General features: G+C 63.9%; 24 protein-coding genes and 1 pseudogene. 13 read left to right on the top strand and 12 right to left on the bottom strand.

Annotated features, from left to right (window positions below; genetic code table 11):
* Positions 1-805 (top strand): annotated as a pseudogene (locus tag HY852_RS17985) (acetyl-CoA acetyltransferase); the annotation flags it as partial.
* Positions 806-839: 34 nt separating this feature from the next.
* On the opposite strand, the gene HY852_RS17990 reads toward HY852_RS17985, so the two are convergent.
* The 4 genes from HY852_RS17990 to ltnD all read right to left on the bottom strand — a co-directional run bounded on the left by HY852_RS17990 (position 840) and on the right by ltnD (position 5,887).
* Positions 840-2,531 carry a methyl-accepting chemotaxis protein gene (locus HY852_RS17990; RefSeq protein WP_291606133.1) on the bottom strand — a complete coding sequence of 564 codons (1,692 nt, stop codon included), beginning with the start codon at positions 2,529-2,531 and terminating at the stop codon, positions 840-842.
* A gap of 144 nt (positions 2,532-2,675) precedes the next feature.
* Entirely contained in the window at positions 2,676-3,950 is a 1,275-nt protein-coding gene (otnK, locus tag HY852_RS17995; protein ID WP_291606134.1) for a 3-oxo-tetronate kinase, read from the bottom strand.
* Positions 3,947-4,729 (bottom strand): 2-oxo-tetronate isomerase, encoded by a 783-nt coding sequence (otnI, locus tag HY852_RS18000; protein ID WP_291606135.1) that lies wholly within the window; start codon positions 4,727-4,729, stop codon positions 3,947-3,949. The genes otnK and otnI overlap by 4 nt, the downstream gene beginning before the upstream one ends.
* Before the next feature lie 120 nt (positions 4,730-4,849).
* Positions 4,850-5,887, bottom strand: a complete 1,038-nt coding sequence (gene ltnD / locus HY852_RS18005) for an L-threonate dehydrogenase (protein ID WP_291606136.1) — start codon at positions 5,885-5,887, stop codon at positions 4,850-4,852.
* 6 nt (positions 5,888-5,893) lie between these two features.
* Here ltnD and HY852_RS18010 point away from each other — a divergent pair, with 6 nt between their 5' ends.
* Positions 5,894-6,559, top strand: coding sequence for an aldolase (locus HY852_RS18010; protein WP_291606137.1), 666 nt, complete (start codon positions 5,894-5,896; stop codon positions 6,557-6,559).
* Positions 6,560-7,730: 1,171 nt separating this feature from the next.
* Here HY852_RS18010 and HY852_RS18015 read toward each other — a convergent pair.
* The 6 genes from HY852_RS18015 to HY852_RS18040 all read right to left on the bottom strand — a co-directional run bounded on the left by HY852_RS18015 (position 7,731) and on the right by HY852_RS18040 (position 13,295).
* Positions 7,731-8,435, bottom strand: a complete 705-nt coding sequence (locus HY852_RS18015; protein WP_291606138.1) for an ABC transporter ATP-binding protein — start codon at positions 8,433-8,435, stop codon at positions 7,731-7,733.
* Positions 8,419-9,150 (bottom strand): ABC transporter ATP-binding protein, encoded by a 732-nt coding sequence (locus HY852_RS18020; RefSeq protein ID WP_291606139.1) that lies wholly within the window; start codon positions 9,148-9,150, stop codon positions 8,419-8,421. The genes HY852_RS18015 and HY852_RS18020 overlap by 17 nt, the downstream gene beginning before the upstream one ends.
* Positions 9,147-10,124, bottom strand: a complete 978-nt coding sequence (locus tag HY852_RS18025; RefSeq protein WP_291606140.1) for a branched-chain amino acid ABC transporter permease — start codon at positions 10,122-10,124, stop codon at positions 9,147-9,149. Before HY852_RS18025 ends, HY852_RS18020 begins: the two co-directional genes overlap by 4 nt.
* Positions 10,124-11,002: a branched-chain amino acid ABC transporter permease gene (locus tag HY852_RS18030; protein ID WP_291606141.1), complete on the bottom strand. Its 879-nt coding sequence runs from the start codon at positions 11,000-11,002 to the stop codon at positions 10,124-10,126. Before HY852_RS18030 ends, HY852_RS18025 begins: the two co-directional genes overlap by 1 nt.
* A gap of 150 nt (positions 11,003-11,152) precedes the next feature.
* Positions 11,153-12,397, bottom strand: a complete 1,245-nt coding sequence (locus tag HY852_RS18035) for an ABC transporter substrate-binding protein (RefSeq protein WP_291606142.1) — start codon at positions 12,395-12,397, stop codon at positions 11,153-11,155.
* A gap of 82 nt (positions 12,398-12,479) precedes the next feature.
* Positions 12,480-13,295: a putative hydro-lyase gene (locus HY852_RS18040; protein ID WP_291606143.1), complete on the bottom strand. Its 816-nt coding sequence runs from the start codon at positions 13,293-13,295 to the stop codon at positions 12,480-12,482.
* 119 nt (positions 13,296-13,414) lie between these two features.
* On the opposite strand from HY852_RS18040, the gene HY852_RS18045 reads away from it, so the two are divergent.
* From HY852_RS18045 to HY852_RS18075, 7 genes are all read left to right on the top strand, one after another.
* Positions 13,415-14,332 (top strand): LysR family transcriptional regulator, encoded by a 918-nt coding sequence (locus HY852_RS18045; protein WP_291606144.1) that lies wholly within the window; start codon positions 13,415-13,417, stop codon positions 14,330-14,332.
* Positions 14,333-14,460: 128 nt separating this feature from the next.
* Complete coding sequence (locus HY852_RS18050) at positions 14,461-15,711, top strand: Zn-dependent hydrolase (RefSeq protein WP_291606145.1); 1,251 nt, start codon at positions 14,461-14,463, stop codon at positions 15,709-15,711.
* A gap of 17 nt (positions 15,712-15,728) precedes the next feature.
* Positions 15,729-16,640, top strand: a complete 912-nt coding sequence (locus tag HY852_RS18055; RefSeq protein ID WP_291606146.1) for an NAD(P)-dependent oxidoreductase — start codon at positions 15,729-15,731, stop codon at positions 16,638-16,640.
* 185 nt (positions 16,641-16,825) lie between these two features.
* Positions 16,826-17,269: a hypothetical protein gene (locus HY852_RS18060; RefSeq protein ID WP_291606147.1), complete on the top strand. Its 444-nt coding sequence runs from the start codon at positions 16,826-16,828 to the stop codon at positions 17,267-17,269.
* A gap of 159 nt (positions 17,270-17,428) precedes the next feature.
* Positions 17,429-17,686: a hypothetical protein gene (locus HY852_RS18065; protein ID WP_291606148.1), complete on the top strand. Its 258-nt coding sequence runs from the start codon at positions 17,429-17,431 to the stop codon at positions 17,684-17,686.
* 245 nt (positions 17,687-17,931) lie between these two features.
* Entirely contained in the window at positions 17,932-18,213 is a 282-nt protein-coding gene (locus HY852_RS18070) for a PilZ domain-containing protein (RefSeq protein WP_291606149.1), read from the top strand.
* 449 nt (positions 18,214-18,662) lie between these two features.
* Entirely contained in the window at positions 18,663-19,622 is a 960-nt protein-coding gene (locus HY852_RS18075; protein ID WP_291606150.1) for an endonuclease/exonuclease/phosphatase family protein, read from the top strand.
* A 235-nt stretch (positions 19,623-19,857) separates the two neighbouring features.
* Here HY852_RS18075 and HY852_RS18080 read toward each other — a convergent pair whose 3' ends face one another.
* Positions 19,858-20,937: a tartrate dehydrogenase gene (locus HY852_RS18080; protein WP_291606151.1), complete on the bottom strand. Its 1,080-nt coding sequence runs from the start codon at positions 20,935-20,937 to the stop codon at positions 19,858-19,860.
* Positions 20,938-21,108: 171 nt separating this feature from the next.
* Here HY852_RS18080 and HY852_RS18085 point away from each other — a divergent pair, with 171 nt between their 5' ends.
* The 3 genes from HY852_RS18085 (at position 21,109) to HY852_RS18095 (ending at position 25,358) form a co-directional block, all read left to right on the top strand.
* Complete coding sequence (locus tag HY852_RS18085) at positions 21,109-21,885, top strand: SDR family oxidoreductase (RefSeq protein ID WP_291606152.1); 777 nt, start codon at positions 21,109-21,111, stop codon at positions 21,883-21,885.
* A 133-nt stretch (positions 21,886-22,018) separates the two neighbouring features.
* Entirely contained in the window at positions 22,019-23,455 is a 1,437-nt protein-coding gene (locus HY852_RS18090; protein ID WP_291606153.1) for an amidase, read from the top strand.
* Positions 23,456-23,654: 199 nt separating this feature from the next.
* Positions 23,655-25,358 (top strand): IlvD/Edd family dehydratase, encoded by a 1,704-nt coding sequence (locus HY852_RS18095; protein WP_291606154.1) that lies wholly within the window; start codon positions 23,655-23,657, stop codon positions 25,356-25,358.
* A 12-nt stretch (positions 25,359-25,370) separates the two neighbouring features.
* Here the strand turns inward: HY852_RS18095 and HY852_RS18100 are convergent, their stop codons facing one another.
* Positions 25,371-26,015: a TetR/AcrR family transcriptional regulator gene (locus HY852_RS18100; protein WP_291606255.1), complete on the bottom strand. Its 645-nt coding sequence runs from the start codon at positions 26,013-26,015 to the stop codon at positions 25,371-25,373.
* A gap of 162 nt (positions 26,016-26,177) precedes the next feature.
* Between HY852_RS18100 and HY852_RS18105 the strand changes: the two genes are divergently transcribed.
* Positions 26,178-26,387, top strand: coding sequence for a ferredoxin (locus tag HY852_RS18105; protein WP_291606155.1), 210 nt, complete (start codon positions 26,178-26,180; stop codon positions 26,385-26,387).
* Positions 26,388-26,398: the final 11 nt, after the last annotated feature.

A 26,398-nucleotide genomic window follows, 5' to 3' on the forward strand; every position in this document is an offset into this window, starting at 1 on the left:
CAAGCTGATGGTCGCCAACCCCACCGTCAACATGGGTGGCGCGGTTCTGCTCACCAGTCTCGCCAAGGCGCGCGCCGCCGGCATCGCCGAGGACCGCCTGATCTATCCGCTGGGCGGCGCCTCGGCGGAGGAGCCGCGCGATTACCTCCTGCGCGATCAGTTCTACGAGAGCCATCCGCAGAACGCGGTGATGAACGCGGTGATGGATCTGGTCGGCGGCGACGGCAGGAAATTCGACGCGATCGAGCTCTACAGCTGCTTTCCCTGCGTGCCCAAGATGGCGCGGCGCACGCTCGGCCTCGGTCCCGACGTGCAACCGACCGTGACCGGCGGGCTCACGTTCTTTGGCGCCCCGCTCAACACCTATATGACGCATGCGACCTGCGCGATGGTGCGCAAGCTGCGGAGCGGCGCCAGTCTCGGCCTGCTGTATGGCCAGGGCGGGTTCGTCACCAAGCACCACGCGCTGGTGGTGTCGAAGACGCCGCCGCGTCAGCTGCTTGCACAGGACAGCAGCGTCCAGGCCGTGGCCGACGCCAACAAGCGCACCGTGCCCGAATTCGTGACGGAGGCCGCGGGCAAGGGCAAGGTTGAGAGCTTCACCGTGATCTACGGTCGCAATGGCGAAGTCGAGCACGGCGTTGTCATGTTGCGCACGGCGCAAGATACCCGCGCGTTGGCGCGCGTGCCCGCGTCGGACGAGGCAACGCTGTCGCACGTTTTGAACATGGACCGCACGCCGGTGGGATCGCTGGGCGACATCACGGTTGCCAGCGATGGCGTGCTGGAGTGGCAGGTAGCTTAGCCAGGCGGCATGGCCGGGCACACACCATCTGACTTCACGCAGCCCGGACCGAGCTCAAGAATTTTGCAACCTCGAGCTTGAGTCGGCCGCTGTCACTCGACAGTACCTTCGCGGCCGACAGCACCTGCGCAGAAGCCGTTCCGGTTTCGGCGGCGCCGCGCTGCACGTCGCTGATGTTCGATGACACCTGCCCCGTGCCCTGCGCGGCCCGCTGCACGTTTCGGGCGATCTCCTGGGTCGCAGCGCCCTGCTCTTCCACCGCGGCGGCGATCGTGGACGAGATCTCCGACAGCCGCTCGATGGTGCTGCTGATCTCCTTGATCGCGCCGACCGAATCCTGGGTCGCCGCCTGGATTCCGCTGATCTGCTGGCTGATCTCTCCGGTTGCCTTCGCGGTTTGTTCGGCAAGCGCCTTGACCTCAGAGGCGACGACCGCGAAACCGCGCCCCGCTTCGCCCGCACGCGCCGCTTCGATCGTTGCATTGAGCGCCAGCAGATTGGTTTGACCGGCAATGGTGTTGATGAGTTCGACGACATCGCCGATACGCGTCGCAGATTTGGAAAGCTCGCTGACGCGTTCTGAGGTGGAGTGCGCCTGACCGACGGCATCGGCGGCCATCCGCGCCGACTGCTCCACCTGCCGGCTGATCTCGCCGACGGAAGACGACAGTTCCTCGGTAGCTGACGCTACCGACTGCACGTTGGTGGAAGCCTCTTCCGCGGCGGACGCAACGGCGTTCGCCAACTTCCCCGAGCGGTCCGCGCTGGCCGTCAACGATCCCGCCGAGGCTTCCAGCTGGGAGGAAGCCGAAGTCACGGTCTGGACGACTTCGCCGATCATCGATTCGAACTCGCGGGTGATGTTGTCGACGCGACGCCCGCGCTCGATCTTGGCTTCGGCCTCGCGCGCTGCGGCTTCGTGCTCGGCCTTCTGGGCGATGAGCGCCTCCTTGAACAACTGCACGGCATCGGCCATCGAACCGATTTCGGTCTTCTCGCCGCGATGAGCGACTTCGACCGTCAGGTTGCCGCGACCCAGCGCCTGCATCGGCGCGATGATCGAGGCGATGCCACGGGAGACGTCACGGACCATATAGATGCTGGCACCGATGCCGATCAGGACTGCCGCGGCAAGAATCGCCGCCATCAGCGAGACGGCAAGGCCATATTGGTCGGCTGCATCCTTTGCAGCCTTCCCGGCGCTCTCATTGTTGAACTCGATATCCTTGGCAAGCAATTGTTCGGCTACGGCCGCCTCCTTGCTGACCCGCCTCGACAGGAGTTCGTTCGCTTGATGCGCGAAGGTGCCGCCGCTCTTGCGCGAAAGCGTCAGCACTTCGTCGATTCCCTTGAGGTACGGCTCCCATACCCGCAACCAGTCCTCATAGAGGCGGCGCTCTTCCGGCGAGGAGATCAGTCGCTGGTACTCCTCGCGCATCTTGTTGATCTTGACCATGGAGCCGGCGATGCGCTTGTCGTAGGCTTCCTTGTCCTCCGCCGTCTCCGCGCCAACATGGGCGCGGACCGCCGACCGGAACGAGTTGATCTCGGCACGCATCGCACCGAGCACGCTCACGCTGGGCAGCCAGCCATTGGCGATGTCCATGGTGCGCGCTTCCAACGCGCGCATGTTCCAGAACGCCAGCAAGCCGATGCCCGCGACGATTAAGAGCAGCAGGCCAACGACGGAAATGATCTTGGCCCGGATTGAGAATTTGGAGGACACGCTAATCCCTCGTTGTGTTTGATGCTTGATGCATGTCAGAGAGCGATTTCAACCAGCGAACTGATTCGTTTCGCAATCCAACCAGATCTTGGTTGATCCGTACTTAATCGGCGACGCAGGTGCGATTCACTTGCTAATGCAAGCTCACCGCATGAGTGCGAGTGCATCTGAGAAAAATTCAGGTCCGCCGAAATTGCCTGACTTGAGCGCGAGCAGCATGTCGTCTGCGGCGCCCACCGCGCGCAGGACCGGCACACCGGCAGCGATTTCAGGGCCGACCAGGAACCCTGGAATCTTCAGGCGATCGACGACGGCACCGGAGGTCTCTCCGCCAGCCACGACCAGACGCCGCACACCGAAGTGCACGAGGGCTTCGGCAATATCGGCCATCGTCTGCTCGATCGCATGGCCCGCCGCCTCCCGACCGTGGCGCGCCTGCAAGGCTGCGACCTCATCCGGCCGCGAACTGCTGGCGATCAGGATCGGACCATTCGCAAGGTGCTGCCGCGCCCAGGCCAGCGCACGCTGCGCTTCATCCTTGCCCATCACCACGCGCTCCGGATGAAGGTGCAGTACCGGCATGGCGCGTTCGGAATTCCTGATCTGCTGCAAGGTGGCCTGCGAACAGCTTCCGGCCAGGCACGCGGCCGGCCCGCCTACGGGCGTACCGACGTCCGCGGTGGAGGCGTTCGGCGCGAACTTGCCGGAGGCAACCAGCGCGCGGGCCAATCCAAGGCCCATGCCGGAAGCGCCGACCGAAAGCCGATGCCCGGCCGCCACCACGCCGATCGTCTCGAGATCGCGGTCGAACACCGCATCGACGATCGCGGCGCCGAAGCCGCCTCCCGCGAGATCGGCAAGGCGCACGCGAACCGCGTCCGCTCCTTTCGACACGGTGGCGAGGTCAACCAGGCCGACCTTCGTCGTGCTCTGGCGCGACAGCACCCGCACGAGGTTGGAATCGTGCATCGGGTTGAGCGGATGATCCTTCAGCGGACTTTCGTTGAGCGGCACCGAGCTAACGAACAGGTTGCCCTGATAGACGGTGCGCCCGGTCTCGGGAAAAGCCGGCGTGACCAGCACGATCGTCTCGCCGCAATCCTCGCGCAACGCATCCATCACCGGGCCGATATTGCCGGTGTCGGTGGAATCGAAGGTCGAGCAGATCTTGAACAGCACATGGGCCGCCCCGCGCCCACGCAGCCATTTGTCGGCCTCGCGCGAACGCGTCACCGCAAGGCCGGCCTCGATCGAGCGGCTCTTGAGCGAGACCACGACAGCATCGACCTCGGGCAGCGCCAGATCGTCAGCCGGCACACCGATGGTCTGCACGGTTCGCAGGCCGGCGCGCGTCAGTGTGTTGGCGAGATCGGAAGCGCCGGTATAGTCGTCAGCAATGCAGCCCAGCGCCGGCGTCACGGCTTCACCCCCGCGTAAGGCCTGAACCAGCCAAGACCCTCAGTGGTCTTGCCGCGCGGATTGTATTCGCAGCCGGCGAAGCCCGAATAGCCGAGCCGGTCGAGCTCGGCGAAGATGAAGGGATAGTTCAGCTCCTCGCCATCGGGCTCGTTGCGCGAGGGAATGCTCGCGATCTGGATGTGGCCGATGATCGGCATCATCTCGCGCAGCCGCATGGTGACGTCGCCATGAATGATCTGGCAGTGATAGATGTCGAACTGCAGCTTCAGGTTCGGCAAGTCGAGCTCGCGGATCAGATCGTGCGCAAAGCCGAAATCGTTGAGGAAATAGCCGGGGATATTGCGCGAATTGATCGGCTCGATGACGACGTCGAGGCCGTGTGGCGCGAAGAACTCGGCTGCCGCCGCCACCGACTTGCGATAGGCCGCCACCACTTTCGGATCGGAGCGGCTCGCCATACCCGCCATGAGATGCACGCGCTTGACCCCGGTCGCCTGCACATAAGGCAACGCCGTCCGAAAACTTTTCTCGAGATCGGCGAAGCGGTCCGGCAGCGCGGCAAAGCCCTTCTCGCCGGCGTTCCAGTCGCCCGGCGGCAGGTTGAACAGCGCCTGCGTCAATCCGTTGCGCCTGAGCCGCTCTCCTATTTGTTCGACCGGATGGTCGTAGGGAAACAGGAACTCGACGGCGGTGAAGCCGGCCGTTGCAGCGGCTTCGAAGCGATCGAGGAAGGGAACCTCGGTGAACATCATGGTGAGGTTGGCGGCAAAACGAGGCATCGCACGTCCTTTTCAACGCATGATCAGATTAGATTCGAACGCCATTGTGCTCCGTCCCCGCAAGCGGGGCGAGGTAGACCGAGGCCACCTGCAAACTGATTCAACCCGGACCATTGCGCCTTACTTCGCCTCGCCGGGAAGGTTCGTGCCGGTGACGCGGGCATACATGCGCGCCACCGAGGCATCGTCATCGCGGCCCATGCCGGCACCGGCCGTCATCAGGAACATCTGCAGGGCGGCGGCGGCGACCGGTACCGGAAACTTGGCGCTGCGCGCCATGTCCTGGATGATGCCGAGATCCTTGACGAAAATTTCCACCGCGCTGCGCGGCGTGTAATCGCCGTCGAGGACGTGCGGCATGCGGTTCTCGAACATCCAGGAATTCCCGGCGGAGGCCGTGATCACCTCATAGACCTTGCGGAGATCGAGGCCCTGCCTGGCGGCAAAGGCCATGGCCTCCGAAGCCGCAGCGATGTGGACGCCCGCGAGCAACTGGTTGATCATCTTGAATGCGGCACCCTGCCCCGCCTGATCGCCGAGCTCGTAGAGTTTTGCTGCCATGGCATCGAGCGCCGGACGTGCCTTGGCAAAGGCGGCGTGACTGCCGGACGCAAGGATGGTCAATTCGCCCTGCGCCGCCCGCTGCGCGCCCCCGGAGATCGGCGCGTCGAGATAATGCCGACCGGTTGCCTCGAGCTGCTTGGCAAGACGCCGCGCTACGTCCGGGTCCATGGTGGCGGAAGAAACGAAAACGCTGTCCTTGGGCATCGTTGTCGCGGCACCGACGGCACCAAACAGGACGGTTTCGGTCTGCGCGGCGTTGACCACCACGCTGACGATGATGTCGGCTCCCTTGGCGGCCTCGGCCGGGCTTTTCGCTCCCGCACCGCCCTCTTTGACGAAACGCTCGACCGCGTTCGCCGAGACATCACACCCGGTCACCTGAAAGCCGGCGCGCAGAAGCGATGTAGCCATTCCGAACCCCATCGAGCCGAGCCCGATGACGGCGATACGCTGGTTTTGCGGGGCGGAAGCGGACATGGGAGGATCCTTTGGGAACGTTTCCGGGCGGCCGCTCTTTGGCCAACGGCCTTGCCGTTCGATATCACGGCTTGGCCGCGCTGCCAAAGCATGAGACAAGCAAAGCAGGACGGGCATGCGGTCATGAGCACCGAAAGCACACTTCGCGAGGACATCTGCCGCTTCGGACGCTCGCTGTTCGAGCGAGGTCTGACGCCGGGCTCTTCCGGCAACATCAGTGTGAAACTCGATGATGGCACTTTTCTCGTGACGCCGACCAATGCCTCGCTCGGCTTTCTCGATCCGGCGAAGCTGTCGCGACTTGACGCGGAGGGACGTCTGGTTTCCGGCGAGGCCCCGACCAAGGAAGTGCCGCTCCATTCTGCGCTCTACCAGACCCGCGGCTCCGCGCGCGCCATCGTGCACCTGCACTCGACCCATTCGGTGGCGCTGTCGATGCTGCCGGAGATCGACCCGCGCGCCGCATTGCCGCCGCTGACCGCCTACTATTTGATGAAGTGCGGGTACACCGCGCTCGTGCCCTACTATCGCCCGGGCGATCCGGCCGTGGCGGATGCGATCCGGGGCCTCGCCGGCAAGTATTCTTCCGTCCTGCTCGCCAATCACGGACCGGTGGTCGCCGGCGACACGCTGGAAGCCGCCGTGTTTGCGACCGAGGAGCTGGAGGAGACGGCCAAGTTGTACTTGCTGCTGCGCGGATTGAACCCGCGCCATCTGTCGCGGGCGCAGGTCGCGGACCTGGTCAAGGTGTTCCGACTGACGCTGCCCGAGCGTGGGGACGAACATTAGCCTCTCGTCATGGCCGGGCTTGTCCCGGTCATCCATGGGCCACCGCTAGTGAAGACCGACGTGGATGCCCGGGACAAGCCCGGGTATGACGACCGAAGTATGTGGCGCGCGTCTGCTTCAACAGCGTCAATTGCGACCCGTCATCCTGAGGTGCGAGCCCTGCGCTGCGATCGCAGCGCTGGGCGAGCCTCGAAGGATGAACGGCCCCACCGGTGCCCGTCGCCCTTCGAGGCCTCCGCTTCGCTCAGGCGCCTCACAGGGTGAGGTGATGGAGTTTTCGGTGGCATCGACGCGATTGTCGGATCATAGACAAGCGTTCACATTCTCGCGGCATGTTCTGCCCGAGGTTTGCTGTACTTCCTCGCCCTCTTCGGATCGTCGAGGGCGCAGGGAAGACCGGGTGCCCGCTGCACCCGCGGTCTCGTGTGCAAATTGCGCAAAGAAGCCGCACACGAGCATACAGGTACAGCCGACGACACCCGGCCTTCCCTGCGCAGTGGCTTTACGGCTTATGCCGCGCTCTCCCCGGCGACGAATTCCTTTTTGTCACCGTCGCGCCGCAGATTGGCGGCGCCTCACGCCCGGTTGGGCTGGAAGCGCCTCCGCGGAGCTTGGCTGCAGCAACGGCAGCCAGGACCACACGGTTTTGCCGTACGCGTTGCGTCGTTCGTCCTGCGCGCTGGTCGATCGCTCACGAGAAAACTCGCCCTGCGACCACCATGCGCGCCGACGCTGCCGCGTCCACCGCATCCCAACCCGCGTTTCGTGACGATCGCGATACGCCCCTCGTACCGGGCCGGACGGGCAACCTATACGCCAAATCCGAATTCCGGAAAAGCGAAATATTTTTGCTTGAGCGTATTGACAGGTTTTGAGGTTGATTTGCCCGCCGGGCCCGATTGACGCGCCATCGCCTGTTATTCCGGGGCACGCAAAGCCCGAGCCCGGAATCCATTCATCAGCGCGAGATGCGGCCCGATGGATTCCGGGCCTGCGCCTCCGGCGCATCCCGGAATGACGATCGAGAGTGTGGGGCGCGTCTACTTCATCATCATCATTGCGAGCGAAGCGAAGCTATCCAGAAATGCATCCTCCGGAAAGATTTTGGATCGCTTAGTCGCCTACGCTCCTCGCAATGACGCGGGTTGCGCTGTTCGCGGTGCCGGCGTGACTACAGCCCCAGATACGCCTTCCGCACGTCGGGATTGACCTTGATCTCTTCCGCCGTGCCCTGCATCAGCACGCGGCCGGTCTGGAGGATATAGGCGCGGTCGGCGATCTCCAGGCATTCGGCCATGCGCTGCTCGACGATGAGCACCGTCATGCCGGCGTCGCGGATGCGTTTGACGGCCTGGAAGATCTCGTCGACCAGCTTGGGCATGATGCCCTGCGACGGCTCGTCCAGCATCAAAAGGCGCGGACGCGTCATCAATGCCCTTCCGATCGCCAGCATCTGCTGCTCGCCGCCGGAGAGGGTCTCGGCGCGCTGCTCCAGGCGCTCGGAGAGGCGCGGAAACAGCTTGAACACGAGGTCCAGCGCCTCGTCGCGGTTGGCCTCGCCCCGGAACAGATAGCTGCCGAGCCGCAAATTGTCGCGCACCGAAAGGCGCGGAAACAGGCGGCGGTTCTCCGGCACGTAGGCGATGCCGCAGGCCGTGATCAGGTGCTGCGCCATGCCGTCGAGCCGCCTGCCGTCGAAGGTTACGTTTCCCGAGCGCGGGCGCTCGGCGCCTGCGATCGACTTCAGCAGGGTCGACTTGCCGGCGCCGTTGGCACCGGCCACGCAGACGATCTCGCCCTTGGCGACCTCAATGCTGACGGAAGAGATCGCGACCAGGCCCTGGTAGGCGGTCGTGATTTCACGTACCGACAGCATGACGATCTCCCAGATAGGCGGTGATCACTTTCGGATCGCGAACGACGTCGGACGGCTTGCCCTCGGCCAGAACCTTGCCGAGATCGAGCACGATGGCGCGGTCGACCAGCGGCATGACGATCTCCATCACGTGCTCGACCATGAGCACGGTGACGCCGGTCTGGCGCACCTTGCGCACCAGCTCGACGCCCTTCTGCGCCTCGCTCGGCGTGAGGCCCGTGAGCACCTCGTCGAGCAGCAGCAGCTTCGGCTCGGTGGCGAGCGCGCGCGCCACTTCGAGGCGGCGCTTCTCCGCGGGCACGAGTTCGCCCGCGAGCACATCGGCGCGCCCGGCCAGACCCGTAAACTCCAGCACCTCATGCGCCTTGCGGCGCGCCTCGCGCATCACCGTGGTCCGCACCAGCGCGCCGACGATGACGTTGTCGATCACCGACATGGTCTCAAAGCTCTTGACCACCTGGAAGGTGCGGCCGATGCCGCGGCGGCAGCGCTCCGCCGCCGGCAATCCCGTGACGTCCTCGCCGTCGAACCAGATCGATCCCTGCGTCGGCCGCGCCACGCCGGCGATCAGGTTGAACAGCGTCGACTTGCCGGCGCCATTGGGGCCGATCAGCCCGACGATCTCACCCCGCTCGACCGAGATCGAAACGTCGCTGTTGGCGACGAGGCCGCCGAAACGCTGCCAAACACTGCGGGTTTCCAGCAAGGCGGTCATTTCGCGGCCCTCTTGCGGCGCGAGAACAGGCTGACCAGCCCTTGCGGCCGCGCCAGCGAGATCAGGACGATCAGCGAGCCGTAGACGATGAGGTCGACGCCGCGGCCGGAGCCGCCGATGTAGGACCGCGTCAATTCAGTGAGCGGGATCAGGATGACCGCGCCGAGGATCGGGCCCCACAGCGTGCCGATGCCTCCCAGCACCGCCGGCAGCGCCATCAGCAGCGAGAACTGGAAGCCCATGACGCTTTCGGGATCGATGTAGGAGACGAACTGGGCGTAGAAGCTGCCGCCAACCGCGACCAGGAAGGCGGAGACGGCCGCCGCGCCCATCTTGGAGTTGAACACGACGACGCCAAGGCTCTCGGCGGCCTCGGGGTTGTCCTTCACCGCGCGCCACCAATAGCCCCATTTCGAATCTTCCAGCCACCAGGTGACGAACCAGGCGATGCAGGCGAGCACCAGGGCGAAGTAGAAGTAAGGCAGCTTGGAGCGGGTGAACTGGAATTTCAGCCAGCTGTCCCCGCGCACGGGAATGTCGATGCCGAGCGCAGCTCCAGCCCAGTCCCAGTTGTGGAACAACAGCAGCCCGATCTCGGCGATCACGATGGTGGCGATCACGAAGTAGTGGCCGCGCAGGCGGAAGCAGGGATAGCCGAGCGCCATGGCGATCAGCGCCGAGATCACCCCGCCCGCCAGCATGCCGAACCAGGGCAGCACGCCGAACTTCATGAACAGCAGGGCGGTGGTATAGGCGCCGAGCCCGAAGTAGAGGGCGTGTCCCAGCGAGATCTGGCCGCAATAGCCGGACAGGATGTTCCAGCTCTGCGACAAAGCCGCATACATCAGGGTCAGAACCATCATGTTCTGGACGTAGACGTCCTTGACGAACAGCGGAACCAGCGCCGCGAGGACGGCAAGGCAGGCTGCGGTGATCAGTTCGCGGCGCCGCCGCTGTGCAAACTGCGTGTCCATCACATCGACCCGAACAGGCCGCGAGGCCGGATGAAGACGACCAGGAGATAGACCGCGTAGATGCCTACCGATTTCAGCGACGGCGGCAGCACCAGCGCGGTTACCGCTTCGACAAGGCCGACGATGATGCCGCCGGCAAAGGCGCCGAATACGCTGCCGAAGCCGCCGAGCGCCACGGTGACGTAGGCGATCAACGCGAAGGAGGCTCCGACGTCTGGATAGACGTAGAAGAAAATGGCCATGATGGCGCCGGAAAGGCCCACCAGCGCCGCGCCAAGCCCCCAGCCGACCGCGAACACCCGGTTCTTGTCGATCCCGACGAGGGCCACGGCGCCGGCGTCCTCGCGCGTCGCCTCCAGCGCGCGGCCGAAATCGGTGCGGTTGATGAAGAAGTACAGCGCGACAAAGGCCGCGATCGAGACCAGCGCGCCGACGAGCTGCGGCTCGGGCAGGAAGATGCCGCCGACCGAGACGGTCTTGCCGCCGAGCCAGGAGTTGGTGACACTGCGGTAATCAGGCGTGAAGAAGAACTGCGCCAGTCCCCGCATCACGATGGCAAGGCCGAAGGTCGAGAAGATCTGCACCATCCCGGCGTTGGCCTTGGCGCGGACCGCAAAGCGCACGATCAACAGGTACACCACCGCCCCGAACACGAACAGGGCGGCGGCGACCAGCGGCGCCGACAGCAGGGGGTCGATGGCGAAGAACGCGAACAGGAAGAAGGTCGCGTACATAGAAATCATCAGGAATTCGCCGTGGGCGAAGTTCACGACGTCCATCAGGCCGAAGATCAGCGCCAGCCCGACGGCAATCAGTCCGTAGAGCAGCCCCATCAAAAGGCCGCTCGCCAGACTCTGGATGATGGTCTCTGCGGTCAACACCCTAGCTCCCCTCTTGAGCCGTCATTGCGAGCGAAGCGAAGCAATCCAGAGATGCGTCCGTAGAAAAAAGTCTGGATTGCTTCGTCGCTTCGCTCCTCGCAATGACGAAGCGGCCATCGCTGGCCGCCCTCGCCTCGTCTCTGCCGCTTACTTCATCGGCCAGATCGCCTGAGCGACGGCCGCCTGCGGCGGGTAGATGGTGACGAACTTGCCGCCGACATATTGCAGCAGCACCGGATCGGCGTCGTTGTTCTGGCCCATCTCGTCGAACTTGACGCGCTTCCACGGCATGATGGTGACCTCGCCCGGCATGTCGGTCGCGACCAGCGCCTGCCGGATCTTGTCGCCGTCTGTCGACTTGGCGCGGTTGATGGCGTCCGCCATCACGATCAGGCCCATGAACTGGCGCGAGGAATAGTCGTTGAGGTCCTTGCCCGACTTTGCCTTGTACATGTCGTTGATCTTGCCGACCATGGGCCGCTTGGCGGCAAGGTCGAGCGAGAAGCTGCCGCGCGAGATCACGCCCTCTAACTTGTCGCCCACGGCGTCGTAGAGCGCCTTCTCCGAGAAGCCGGCGTCCTGGGCGACGATCGCGTTCGGCTTGTAGCCGAGCTCGGCCATGGTCTTGACCAGGAGGATGCCGTCGGTGGTGTAGCTCGAGGGCATCAAGACGTTGGCATTGGCGGCCTTGAGCTGCTGCACCTCGGCGGACAGCGACGGCGAGTTGGCGCGATACTTGATATCGGTAAGGATCTTGTAGCCGCGCTCGGCAGCGAGCTTGGACTGCGCATTGCCGGAATCGGTGCCGAAGATGGTGTCCTCGTGGAACAGCGACAGCGTCTCGATCTTGGTGCCCTTCTTCTTCATGTCGTCGAAGAAGTCGAACATCGCCTTGGAGAACATCTCGTCATGGGGCGAGGCGCGGAAATAGAACTTGAGCCCTCGACGATGCAGGCTCGGCGAGGAGTTGTCGGCGGACAGGAACGGGATCTGATAGCGCTCGCAGATCTGGCTGACGGTGACGGCGACCGCGCTCTGGTAGGTGCCGACGATGGCGCAGACCTTCTCCTGCGTGATCAGGCGCTCGGCTTCGGCGCGGCCCTTCTGCGGATCGGCCTGGTGATCGGCAAACACGAGGCGGACCTTGGCGCCGCCGAGCCCCGGCAGGCCCTCGCCCCGCGCCAGCGGCAGGTCGAAATCGTGTTTCTTGTTGATGATCTCGGCCGCGGTCTCGAACGCCTTCTGCGCGTCGACGCCGATCTGGGCGCTGGCGCCGGAAAGCGGATAGATGACGCCGATCACGACCTCGCTGGTTTGCGCGCGAGCTGCGATCGGCAGCAAGGCGGCGGTCGCGGTGGCTCCCAACAATACTTCGCGGCGAGAGATAGTCATTGCCAAGTCCTCTGCTGATTGAACCTATCGATGAAACGGTCGGTGCCCGCGGTAAGCCCGAAGAAATGGCAGGCGCTGCGCATCAGAGCACGGCCAGTTGCTTGTTCTTCAGGTCGGTCACCAGCATCAAGCCGGGCGCGTGGGTGATCGCGAACGGTATCTTCGCGGCTGCGATCACCGCCTGCGGTGTGACGCCGCAGGCCCAGAACACCGGGATTTCGTCGGCTTCGATCGGCACCGGATCGCCGTAATCGGGCCTGGCGATGTCCTCGATGCCGATCAGGTGCGGCAATGCGAGATGAACCGGCGCGCCATGCACGGCCGGAAAGCGCGAGGTGATCTGCACCGCGCGGATCGCATCCTTCGGCGTGAACGGCCGCATCGAAACCACCATGGGCCCTGCGAACGGGCCCGACGGACTGCACGCAATGTTCGTTCGGTACATCGGCACGCGCACCTTGCGCTCAATGTGACGGATCGGCAATCCCTCCTCCAGCAAGGCTTCCTCGAAGGAGAAGGAGCAGCCGAGCACGAAGGCGACGAGATCGTCGCGCCAATGCTTGATAACGTCGGTCGGCTCTTCCACCACCTCGCCGTCGACCCAGACGCGGTAGCGCGGCACGTCGGTGCGGATGTCGAGATCGGCGCCCAGCGCCGGGATATGGGGATTGCCGACGTCGGACATGCCGATGATCGGGCACGGTTTCGGGTTGAGCTGGCAGAAGCGGTGAAAGGCGCCGGCGAATTTCTCCGGCAGGATGGCGAGATTTCCCTGAACGTAACCGCTGGCGACGCCGGCCGTGGTCGTCGCCATGCCGGCCCGGCACGCGAGGCGCGCCTGAAGGCTCGGGAGGGCCCTGTCGGTTTGGTCGTGCTGCGCTGCCACCAAAACAGTCATTTGATCGACCTGCCCATTAACTCAACAACTACATCCAAGCTCAAGCGTGCTATAAAGTCTAATCGTCCTTTCTAATGGCGATCGATAATTCTGACTTATCAGGCGGAAATCGCTTTTCAATGTTGGACTTCAGGTCAATCGAAACCTTCCTCTGGGTGGTGAAGCTGGGCAGCTTCCGCGGCGCCGCCCATCGTCTCAATACCACCCAGCCCGCCATCTCCCAGCGCATCGCCCAGCTCGAGCGCGAGCTCGGGGTCAAGCTGCTCAACCGCGATCACCGCGTTGCGTCGCCGACGCCGAGCGGCCGGCAGATGATGGTCTATGCGGAGAAGCTGATGGGTCTGCGCGCGGCGATGATGGCCGAGATCGGCGATCGCTCCGCGATGCGCGGCGTGCTGCGCCTGGGCGTCGCCGAAACCATCGTGCACACCTGGCTGCCGCGGCTCGTCAAGAGCGTCAACGAGGTCTATCCCAACCTGTCGCTCGAGATCGAGGTCGACATCACGCCGAACCTGACCTCGCGCCTGCTCGCGCAGGAAATCGAGCTCGCCTTCGTGGTCGGGCCGCTGTCGGCCTCGGGCGTGCACAACCGCGTGCTGCGCGATTATGCCATCAGCTTTCTCGCCAGTCCCGCGCTCGGCCTCGGCGAGGGCCGCCTCACCCGCCAGGATCTGGCGCGATTTCCGATCATCACCTTCCCGCGCAAGACCAAGCCTTATGACGCGGTGCGCGCCTTGTTCGACCGGCCGGACCTGCCGCCGATCCGGCTCCATGCCAGCGCCTCGCTGGCGACCGTCATCCACATGGCGATCGAGGGCCTGGGAGTTGCGGTGATCCCCTCGGTGATCGTGGAGAACGAGCTCGCCGACGGGCGCCTGCAGCTTCTCGACACCGACCTGAAGCTGGCACCGCTGACGTTCACCGCAAGCTGGCTCGCCTCCCCCGACATGGTCGCGGTCGAGTGCGTGGCCGAGCTCGCGCGGCATATCGCGCAGGAAAGCATCCCGGTTGACGGGGCGCCGTCGCCGCGCCATTGAACGCGCTGCCAGACAATTGACCCCCGTCATTCCGGGGCGATGCGTCAGCATCGAACCCGGAATCTCGAGATTACGGGCCTGGTGCTTACGCACCATCCCGGAATGACGGAAGAAGATGGAATAACCGCATGAGCCGCCCCGCATCCAACCTGCAGATCGATTCAGCCCGCCTCTGGGGCACCATCCACGAGACCGCGAAATTCGGCGCTACGCCCAAGGGCGGCGTGCGACGCCTGACGCTGAGCCAGGAAGATAAAGAGGTGCGCGACTGGTTCCGCAAGGCGTGCGAAGAAGCGGGCCTCGAGGTGCATGTCGACGCGCTCGGCTCGATCTTCGGCCTGCGCAGGGGGCGCGACATGGGAAGGCCCGCGGTGGGCTTCGGCTCCCATCTCGACACCCAGCCGACCGGCGGCAAGTTCGACGGCATCCTCGGCACGCTCGGCGCGCTGGAGGTGATGCGCACGCTCAACAACGCGGGCATCGAGACCGAAGCTCCGCTGTGCATCGTCAACTGGACCAACGAAGAGGGGTCGCGCTTCGCGCCGGCGATGATGGCCTCGGCCGCCTATGTCGGCGACTTCACCACCGACGACATCCTCTCGCGCAGGGACGCCGAGGGCGTCACGGTCAAACAGGCGCTGGATGGCATCGGTTATCGTGGCGACAAGCCGGTCGGCTTCCAGAAGCTCGGCTGCTTTGTCGAACTGCACATCGAGCAGGGCCCGATCCTGGAGGCCGAGGACAAGACCATCGGCGTCGTCGACTCCGGTCAGGGCGTGTTGTGGTACGACGGCAAGATCACCGGCTTTGAAAGCCATGCCGGCTCGACGCCGATGGGCCTGCGCCGCGATGCACTGGCGACGCTGTCGGAGATCGTGCTGGCGATGGAGAGCATCGCCTCGAAACGCGCGCCCAACGCGGTCGGCACCGTCGGCGAAGCGGTGATCGCGAAGCCCTCGCGCAACGTCATTCCCGGCGAAGTCGCCTTCACCATCGACACCCGCAGCGCCGACGGCGCCATCATGGACGCGCTGGATCGCGACCTCCGCGCCGCGGTGGCCGAGATCGCGGCCCGCCGCAAGGTCGAGGTCAAGCTCGACCTCGTCTGGCGCAAGCCGCCGACGCATTTCGATCCCAGGCTGATCGCCGCGGTCGAGAACGCGGCCGAGAGCCTCGGCTATTCGCACCGCCGCATCACTTCCGGCGCCGGCCATGACGCCTGCAACCTCAACACCGTCATCCCGGCGGCGATGGTCTTCGTGCCCTGCAAGGACGGCATCAGCCACAACGAGCTGGAAGATGCCACGCAGGCGGACTGCGCCGCGGGCACCAACGTCCTGCTGCATACCGTGCTGGCACTCGCCGGCGTCGCGTCCTGAACCGATTGGAGGTCGCCGTGCGCGGAGTTTTCGTCGACGCCAACGAATCGCTCGCGGTGATCTTCGAGCGGCTGGAACGAAAAGGCGATCCCAAGGTGCGGATCAACCGCGATCCCGACATCACGCCGGCGGATTGGCCCGCCATCCTGGACGGCGCCGAAATCGCGATCGTCGACCACACCGCGCTGCCGACCGACATCGCCCGCCAATGCACCGGCCTCAAGCACGTGGTGTTCCTGGGCACCGGCGCGCGCAGCTACATGAATCCGGAGGAACTCGCCGAGCTCGGCATCGCCGTGCACCTGATCAAGGGCTATGGCGACACCGCGGTGGCGGAAGCCGCGATCGCGTTGATGTGGGCTTCAGCCCGCGTGATCGCGCAGATGGACCGCGAAATGCGCGCCGGCAACTGGCTGCGCGAGGACGGCATGCAGCTCACCGGAAAGACGCTCGGGCTCATCGGCTTCGGCGGCATCGCCGCGGAAGTCGCCCGCATCGCGCTCGGCAGCGGCATGCGCGTGATTGCGTGGAACCGGTCACCGAGACAATATTCGGGAGTCGAGTTCCACGAGCTCGACGCGCTGCTCGCCTCGAGCCATGTGGTGTCGCTGCATCTGCTCTTGAATGACGAGACGCGCGGGTTCCTGTCGCGCCACCGCATCGCCGCGATGAAGCCCGGTTCCATCCTCATCAACACCGCGCGCGCCGCGCTGGTCGATGAATCCGCGATGATCGATGCGCTTAAGTCCGGCCACATTCGCCATGCCGGGCTCGACGTCTTCATGACGGAACCCCTGCCCGTCGACCATCCGCTGACCAGATTGCCGAACGTCACCCTTTCAGCGCATTCGGCCTTCCGCACGCCGGAAGCGAGCGAAAACCTGATCCAGGCTGCGTGGGAACATTGCCGCAGGATCGCGAGGAACTAGCCCATCGCTCCCTCGATCGGCCGGTGCAGGTTCGTCATCAACGGGAACCTGAAGGTAAACAAAATACTGTAGTCCCAATTGCGAAAGCTTGTCAAAAACATAGTGAGATTGATTGGTCGTACTAATTAGGTAGCATTTCCATTGCTGGGGGGTCGTTCCATTCCGCGTTAGAAGGATTTGACCCAATGACTAGCATCGTCGGAAAGCTCCGTCGCACGGGGCCGGTAGATCTGGATAGGCTTGAACAAGACGTCGCGACCACTGTTCCGTTGCCGACGATGCGGGCACCATCGGTACAGTCGGAGCCGATGCCCGACTACGTCGAGCATCAGGACGGCGTTCCGCGTGTCGGCGCGCTCAGTGCGGAGGCCGTAGTGCGCGACTTTGAAGCCGCCGCCAAGGAAATCGAAGCGATGGGAGCCGAGTTGATCGAGGCGGCGAAGAAGTGCGAGGCGATGACCGCCGAAGTGCACACTGCAATTGGTTTCATGCGCGATACGGCGGCCTCCTACCGGGAGGAAGCCAAGAAGATTTTCAAGCGCATTGAGGATTGTGCGATGTTTACCGAGGACGTTCGCAAGACCTGCGAAAGCGTCAAAATCAGGATGACCGAAGCCAAGAACCCATGAAGGCATGCCGCAGGGAACGTCCCCAGTTCCGCGGGGCTGGGGCGTTGCCTCGGCAGCACCCATGCTTTCCGGTCACTATTCGTCCGGCCATCCTGTAATGGCGGACTGCACATCCATCCTTCCAATTCCGTCGGAGTTGGCACCGAAAGGCGACAAGCGATGGCGCCTCTGGAATTTCACCGCGCCGTGGAGGAACTCGACGTATGGAGCGCAAGCAGTCACGGCTTTTCGTTCGTGATCAGCTATGCGAGCACAACCGGTCCCGGATTTCACGGTCAACCCGGCTATTTGGCGTCATGGCGTCCGCTCCGTCTGGGCAGTCTTGCGATCAAGATCACCGGCTCGCCGTTCGAGACTTTCGCGAGCGCCGAGAAAGCCTGCAACGCGATACTCGAGGATCTGAAAGAGCTTCATTGAACCGGCACGCGCCAAGCGGCGTCGCGCTTCCAGCGTACTTGGCCGTATGGGTTGTCACGAGACATCTGTTCTGCCGCAGGTGGGTGTGACCAGCAGGGGAACGCTGTTGCCAACCTTGGGGCTGGGTACCCTCTTCCCGACCGGGTGATGGCAAACAGATCGTTTACGCGCCTTCCGGAATGCGGCCCCAGTTTCGAAAATGCGCTTTATCTATTGCTTAGATTTCGGGGCTAGTAGTTGCGCTCATGGAAAAGCGGGTTGCTGAGCGAACGCGGGTATTGAAGGCCGGAATCATTGAATTTCCGGGAGGCGCCTTCAGCTGCATGGTCCGGAACCTCTCGGATACCGGCGCAGCACTGCATTTGCCGAGCGCGATCGGCATCCCTGATCATTTCACATTGGTGATGCTGGACGGCGCGCGTCATTTTTGTCGCAGCGTATGGCGCAAGGATCGGCGGATTGGCGTTGCCTTCCATTACGCCGAGGCCGCGTCGTTCTGCCAGTGGGAACGCGCGGCGAACTATTGAAAGCTTGCCAGCCGGAAACGGCAGCCTCTCCTGGCGCCATGGCCAATGGAACCTGGGCGCCGCTAATCGCTTCCCTCACGGCCAGGTAAAGTGACCCTCTCGCACCGTGCGCACGGGGAGAGCGTAACAGCTGAAGCAGAGCGTGCACTCAGCGCTTGATCTGCGCTTTTCGAGGTAGACCGGACGTGCGACAGCGAGACGCTGAAATCCGGTTCTGACGTTGCGCTGCGGTGTGACGGACTACACCCTTCCCTGATCAGCCTCCCGCACAAGCTTGTTGTGGGTTTCCCCGGCCGTCCCTTTCAAATCACCAAAATCAATGGTTGTATTACCGAGTTCTCGCGACCGGAAGAACGTTTCCCAACAGGGAGAGCGCCGTGAACTATACAGGTCTGCGGTGGATCAAGGATGCAAAACAGCGGCACCGCATCGTAGCCGGACTGGGGAAATTGCGCGCCGGACTCAAACGTAAGGTGCCCGCCAAAAGCGACGGCTCGCTGCTGCTGGCGACCTGGAACATTCGCGAGTTCGGAGGCACCAAGTACGGCGGGCGCACGACCGACGCCATGTATTACATCGCGGAATGCATGAACCGCTTCGATCTAATTGCGGTTCAGGAAGTCCGAGCCGATCTTAAGGCGCTCAAGGAAGTCATGCGCCTGCTCGGCCGGCAATGGGACGTCATCTTCACGGACGTCAGCTATGCCGACGGCGGCAATTTTGAACGGCTTGCGTTCGTCTACAATACGGCCAAGGTCAGCTTTACCGGCCTTGCCGGTGAACTGGTCCTGCCTAGCAAGAGCGCGACGGAGACAATGAGCCAGATCGCCCGCACGCCGTTCGTCTGTGGCTTTCAGGTCGGCTGGGCCAAGTTCAATCTCTGCACAATTCATATTTACTACGGTACGAGCAAAGCAGAGGATCCCCGGCGCATCGATGAGATCAACACGCTCGCTCGGCTGCTTGCCGCCAAGGCGAAGGATTACATCAACACCAAGGCGCCAGTTGATTACTCGCCCGAACACCTTGTGCTGCTTGGCGACTTCAACATCTTCTCCCGCACCGACAAGACGTATGAGGCGCTCACGAAGAACAAGTTCGAGGTGCCGGTCGAGCTGCAAAAGCTGCCCACCGGAAGCAACGTACCCCAGGACAAGTTCTATGATCAGATCGCGCTTTTCAAACAGAAGGTGGGGGTGAAGAATACGAATGCAGGGATCTTCAATTTCTTAGATTACGTCTTTAACGATCCGAAGCAATTCAAAGGCGGCAAGGCCGCGCCGACCGCCAAGACATTCAAGGAATGGCGCACATACCAAATGTCGGACCACCTGATCATGTGGACCGAGTTCAGCGTCGACCAAACGGATACGTACCTCAAAGCGCTGGCGGCTTGGGATGGCAAGTGATTCGCTGATAGGTGTTTAGCTGTCCTCTCCTGAGCAAAATCCGAGCACCTTCAAATCCGATAGACGGTAAACCTATGTTTCGTCCTCCGCACCCGCGCGCTCGGCGGCCGGCCGCGATGTCGGCTCCTGGCCCCTTCTCGGACATGCCAGTGTGCGCATCCAATGTCCGCGGTCGCGGGTGGAGCTGGCACCCGTTATCACTCAAGCTGCAAAGACGGATTTACGAGTTGAGGACCTAATCCACCATCTCCGCGACCGCTTTGCCGCAGGCGGCGGTATCGGCGTTGCCGCCGAGATCGCGGGTGCGCAGGGTGCGTTCGGCAAGGGTACGCTCGATCGCCTCGACGATCGATTGGCCCGTTTCCTTCTCGCCGAGATGCTCGAGCATCATCGCGCCCGACCAGATCATGCCGATCGGATTGGCGATCCCCTGCCCCGCAATGTCGGGCGCCGAGCCGTGCACCGGCTCGAACACCGAGGGGAAATTCCGCTCAGGGTTGATGTTGCCCGACGGCGCGATGCCGATCGTGCCGGTGCAGGCCGGACCAAGATCGGACAGGATGTCCCCGAACAGGTTGGAGCCGACCACGACGTCGAACCAGTCCGGATGCAGCACGAAGTTCGCCGTGAGAATGTCGATGTGATACTTGTCCCACTTCACGTCGGAATAGCTCTTCGCCATCGCCTCCACGCGTTCGTCCCAATAGGGCATGGTGATCGAAATGCCGTTGGACTTGGTCGCCGACGTCAGGTGCTTCTTCGGCCGCGAGCGGGCGAGCTCGAAGGCGAATTTGAGGATGCGGTCGACGCCGGTCCGCGTCATCACCGTCTCCTGGACGACGAATTCGCGCTCGGTGTCCGGGAACATCCGTCCGCCGATGGAGGAATATTCGCCCTCGGTGTTCTCGCGCACCACCCAGAAATCGATGTCGCCCGGCTTGCGATTGGCCAGTGGCGACGGCACCCCCGGCATCAGCCGCACCGGGCGCAGGTTGACGTACTGGTCGAACTCGCGGCGGAACTTGATCAGTGATCCCCACAGGGAAATATGATCGGGGATTTTCGCCGGCCAGCCGACCGCGCCGAAATAGATCGCATCGTGCTTGCCTATTTTGTCCTTCCAGTCGTCCGGCATCATCTGACCGTGCTTCTCGTAGTAGTCCCACGAGGCGAAGTCGAAATGATCGAAATGCACGGCGACGCCGTGCTTCTTGGCCGCCGCCTCCAGCACGCGCAGGCCTTCGGGCATCACTTCCTTGCCGATGCCGTCCCCGGGGATGACCGCGATCCGGTATTGCTTCTTTCCGTTGCTCATTGCGAGTTTCCTTGTGCCGCCAGGAGCGGCCGGCAGTGGTGCTGGTTGGATGCCCTGCAATGGACCAAAGCGGGCGAGGTTGCAACGCTGCACTGCATCCTTGACCGCAGTGTGCCCGCCGCCTAACTGGCCTGACCCGTCCTTGTCTTTCCGACAGAAGCGAGTAATCCCATGGACCTGCATCTCGCCGGCAAGCGCGTCCTGATCACCGGCGCCTCGAAGGGCATCGGCGCGGCCGCCGCCGAAGCCTTTGCCGAAGAAGGCTGTCATCTGCTCCTCGCCGCCCGCAGCGGCGATCTGCTCGAGAGCCTCACCGAACGTCTGCGCTCGGCGCATCAGATCGATGCGACCTCCCATGTGGTCGACCTGCGCAAGAGCGAGGACATGGCAAGACTCGCCAAAGAGGCCGCCGACATCGACATTCTCGTCAACAATGCCGGTGACATCCCCGGCGGGTCGATCGACAGGATCGACGAGGCAACCTGGCGCCACGCCTGGGATCTCAAGGTATTTGGCTATGTCAATCTCACCCGCGCCGTCTATGCGCAGATGAAGGCGCGCGGTGGCGGCGTCATCGTCAACGACATCGGAGCGGCCGGGGAAAAGTTCGACGCCAACTACATCTGCGGCAGCGCCGGCAACTCCGCGCTGATGGCGTTCACGCGCGCGCTCGGCAGCAAGAGTCTCGCCGACAACATCCGGGTGGTCGGCATCAATCCGGGCCCGGTCGGCACCGATCGTCACGTCACGCTGCTGAAAACGCGGGCAAAGCACCAGTTCGGCGACGAGAACCGTTATAAGGAATTCCAGAAAGCTCTGCCACTCGGGCGTCCGGCGCATGCGCGCGAGATCGGCGATCTCATGGCCTTCCTCGCCTCCGACCGCTCGGGCTATACGTCGGGTGTCATCTTCACGGTGGATGGCGGTATCAGCGCAGGATGGGGTTGAAAATCGTCGTTGCGAGCATACCAACACGCCGTCATTCCGGGGCGCCCGAAGGGCGAACCCGGAATCTCGAGATTCCGGGTTCGATGCTTCGCATCGCCCCGGAATGACAACGAAGATAATCAGGAGTACATACTTGTCTGGTCAGGAAATCATCCGACAAACGGCTTGCGCCGTCGTCGACAAGCTCAAATCCGGCGAGGTCACGCCGCTGGATCTCCTCGATGTGCTGGAAAAGCGCATCGGCGAGGTCGATGGCAAGGTCAATGCCCTGCCCATTCTCTGCTTCGATCGCGCGCGCAGCAACGCCAGGGCCCTGATGGAGAAGCCGGTCGGCGAGCGCGGCCTGCTGGCCGGCCTGCCGGTGCCGATCAAGGACCTGACGGATGTTGCCGGGGTCAGGACCACCCAAGGCTCGCCGATCTTCAAGGACGTGATCGCCGAGCGCTCCGACCTCATGGTCGAGCATCTCGAACGCAATGGCGCCGTCGTCTACGCGAAATCGAACACGCCTGAATTCGGAGCCGGCGCCAACACGTTCAACGAAGTGTTCGGTGCCACGCTCAATCCGTGGGACACCTCGCGCTCGGCCGCCGGCTCCTCCGGCGGTGCGGCGGTGGCGCTTGCGACCGGCATGGCCTGGCTCGCACATGGCTCGGACATGGGCGGCTCGCTGCGCAATCCGGCGAGCTTCTGCGGCATCGTGGGCTTGCGGCCGAGCTTCGGCCGAGTGGCGCATAGCCCGGACGTTGCGATCGACCGCAATCTCGGCGTCCAGGGCCCGATGGCGCGCAACGTGGAAGATCTCGCGCTGCTGCTCGATGCAATGAGCGGCGAACATGCCGCCGATCCGCTGTCGCTCCCCTGCCCGCCGACTTCCTTCCTCTCGGCGGCGCGCCTCGGCAGGAGCCCGAAGCGCATCGCCTACTCGCCCGATCTCGGGATTACGCCTGTCGATCCCGAGGTCGTCGCCGTGACCCGCAGGGCGGCGTTGCGTTTGGCGGAAGCCGGTGCGATCGTGGAGGAGGCCCATCCGGACTTGCGCGAGGCGCACGAATGCTTCCATGTTCTGCGCGCCCTCGATTTCGCGATGAGCAAGGCGGAGCTGCTCCGCACCAAGCGCGATCTCTTGAAGCCCGAGGTGATCTGGAATATAGAGGCAGGCCTCAAGCTGACCGTCGACCAGATCGCCCGCGCCGAAGCGCAGCGGGTCGCCATGACCGCGCGCACGGTTGAGTTCTTCAAGACCTATGACCTGCTGCTCGCGCCGACGACCATCGTCGCGCCGTTTCCGGTCGAGAACCGCTACGTCGCCGAATGCGCCGGCAAGAAGTTCGAAAACTACGTGCAGTGGCTCGGCATCGTCTATGCGATCACGCTCACCTGCTGCCCGGCCCTGTCGTTGCCGTGCGGCTTCACGGCCTCCGGCCTTCCGGTCGGCTTGCAGATGGTGGCGCCGCCGCGCGGCGAAGCAAAGCTGCTGGCGGGCGCGCGGTTGCTGGAAGATATTCTCGGCGTGCGCGGCACGACCCCGATCGATCCGCGACCGCCGCGAGTGGCGAGTGGCGAGTAGCGAATGGCGAATGGAAAAGAAGGTCGCTCGACGCAGTCATTGCGAGGAGCGACAGCGACGAAGCAATCCAGGCTGTTGCCGCGGAAAAGTCTGGATTGCTTCGCTGCGCTCGCAATGACGGCATAAGGATAGCGAGGTTGGTAACGGGTGCTCGGGACTATTCGCTATTCGCTACTCCCCACGGTTCAGGAGTTGACCGATGAATGATCGCGTCCATGGCCTTGACAACGGCCTGACCAACTACGGTGACCGCGACTTCGCCCGCTTTCTGCGCCGCTCCTTTGCGCGGTCGATGGGCATCTCGCGCGAACTGCTCGACAAGCCGGTGGTCGGCATCGCAATGACGCCGTCGGGCTTCAACAACTGCCACCGCTACATGCCGGACCTGGTCGAAGCCGTTTCACGCGGCGTGCTTGCCGCGGGCGCGCTGCCTCGGCCCTTTCCGACCGTCTCGCTGGGAGAAGTCTTCCTCAACCCGACCAGCATGATGTACCGGAACCTGATGGCGATGGACACCGAGGAGATGATCGGTGCGCAGCCGATGGACTCCGTCGTGCTGATCGGCGGCTGCGACAAGACCGTTCCGGCGCAACTGATGGGCGCAGCCTCCGCCGGCCTGCCTGCGATCCAGCTCGTCACCGGTCCGATGTCGACGGGACGGCACAAGGGGCAACGGTTAGGGGCCTGCACCGACTGCCGCGGCTTCTGGGCGAAGTATCGCGCCGGAAGCGTCGATTCCGACGAGATCAAGGCGGTGGAAGGCCGGCTGTCGGTCACCGCCGGAACGTGCGCGGTGATGGGAACGGCTTCCACCATGGCCTGTCTTGCGGAGGCGCTCGGCATGTCCCTGCCCGGAACGGCCGCAATCCCCGCCGTGCACTCGGACCGGCTGGTTGCGGCGGAAGAAACCGGAAAGGCCGCCGTCCGGCTGATCGAGAGCCGGTTGACTCCGCGGGACATCATCACGCGCAAGTCGGTCGAGAACGCGATGCGCGTTCTGCTGGCCGTGGGCGGATCGACCAACGCCGTCGTGCACCTCGCCGCCATCGCAGGACGGCTCGGGATCAAGGTCCCGCTTTCGCGCTTCAACGAACTGTCGGACGAAACGCCGGTCCTGGTCGATCTGAAACCGGTCGGCGAAGGCTACATGGAAGATTTTCATGTCGCCGGCGGCATGGGAGCGCTCCTGCGCGAGCTGCGTCCGCTGCTTCATCTCGATACGGTCGATGTCGAAGGACGGACTCTTGGCGAGCGCCTCGCCGATCCGATCGACTGGGTCGATCGCGCGATTGTCCGGCCGTTCGATGAACCGATCTCCGAGGTCGGGGGGTTGGTCGCGCTGACCGGAAACCTTGCGCCGGATGGCGCGATCTTCAAGCGCGCTGCGGCAACGCCGACGCTGTTCGAGTCGGAAGGGCGGGCCGTCGTGTTCACCGGGCTCGAAGACCTCGCCGCCCGGGTTGACGATCCCAATCTCGACGTGCGGCCGGACGACATCCTTGTGCTCCAGAACGCGGGCCCGCATGCGGCCGGCATGCCGGAGGCGGGCTATCTGCCGATCCCGAAGAAGCTGGCCCAGGCCGGCGTCAAGGACATGGTGCGCATTTCCGACGCGCGCATGTCCGGCACGGCGTTCGGATCGATCGTGCTGCATATCGCGCCCGAGGCCGCGATCGGAGGACCGCTGGCGGCGGTGCGCAACGGCGACCGGATCAGGCTGTCGATCGCGAACAAGCGCATCGATCTCCTTGTTGAAGAGAATGAAATCAAGCGGCGCCTCGCCGACCATCGCCCGCCGCCGGCGCCCGTCCGCGGATACAAGGCGCTCTACCGTCGCTCGGTGTTGCAGGCGCCGGACGGTTGCGACTTCGACTTTCTGTCACACCAGGCCGACGCGCGATAAGGGTTTCGATCTTCAGCGCGCGACCTCCCCGCGCCGCACCTTCCTGATCGCAGCGGCCAGAGCGAGCTTGGTTTCGGCCACGAAATCCTCGACCAGTTCCTCTCGCGTGGTGTGGGCCACCTGCCCGGTGAGCAGCCCCTGCTCGGCCAGCATGACGACGCCGTGGAGCGCCGCCCAGATCTTGAGCGCGTGGCGCTCGCGCAAAAAGCCGACGGCGGGCGCTTCCAGCGCTTCCAGCACCAGCCCGAAAGTCTCCATCGCTGCCTTGTGCAACTCGCTGGCCTTCGGCGCGCACGCCATGGTACGCGAGGCGAACATCAGCCGGTAGACGCCGTTGCGGCGAAGGCCGAACTCCAGCGTGGCCCGGGCAAGACGGGACAGCTTCGAGTGCCTGGAGGGTTTTGCCATCGCCTCGCGCAGCATCGCGCTGAATTGCCGCAGGGCCTCAGTGGTAACGGCCTCAAGCAACGCCTCGCGGTCGGCAAAATGCCGATAGGGCGCGGGCTGCGACACACCGAGCTCCTTCGCCAGCGCCTTGATGCTGATCGCTTCGGGCCCTCCCCGCTCGACTTCGCGGAGCGCGGCCTGGATCAGGGCGTCGCGAAGATCGCCATGATGGTAGGTATTGATCGGCTTGCGGGCGAGTTGCGACGGCATATTGCAGAGCACTCTATAAGTTTCCCCTTGACAGCAAAAGCGTGGCCCGAATGTAATAGGCTATAACTTGATCGCAGGGCTTACCACCCGCGACAGGACAAAAACACGAGGAAACGCGACCGGCGCCGCCCTGCGCGCGCACGACCGAGGGAAACTCCGAGAATGGCAGGAAGACTGAAGATCCACGTCGATCCCGGCAAGTGCCAGGGGCATGCCCGGTGCAAGGCGCTCGCGAGCGAACTGTTCGAACTCGACGAATTCGGAAACGCGCACGAGGCCGGTGACGGCTCCGTTCCCGCGGGACTTGAGGACAAGGCCTGGCTCGCCGAGGCCAATTGTCCCGAATTCGCGATTGAAGTGACAGAGGAATAGGCGCGTTCACG

Source organism: Bradyrhizobium sp., assembly GCF_016213215.1.
Classification (GTDB): domain Bacteria; phylum Pseudomonadota; class Alphaproteobacteria; order Rhizobiales; family Xanthobacteraceae; genus Bradyrhizobium.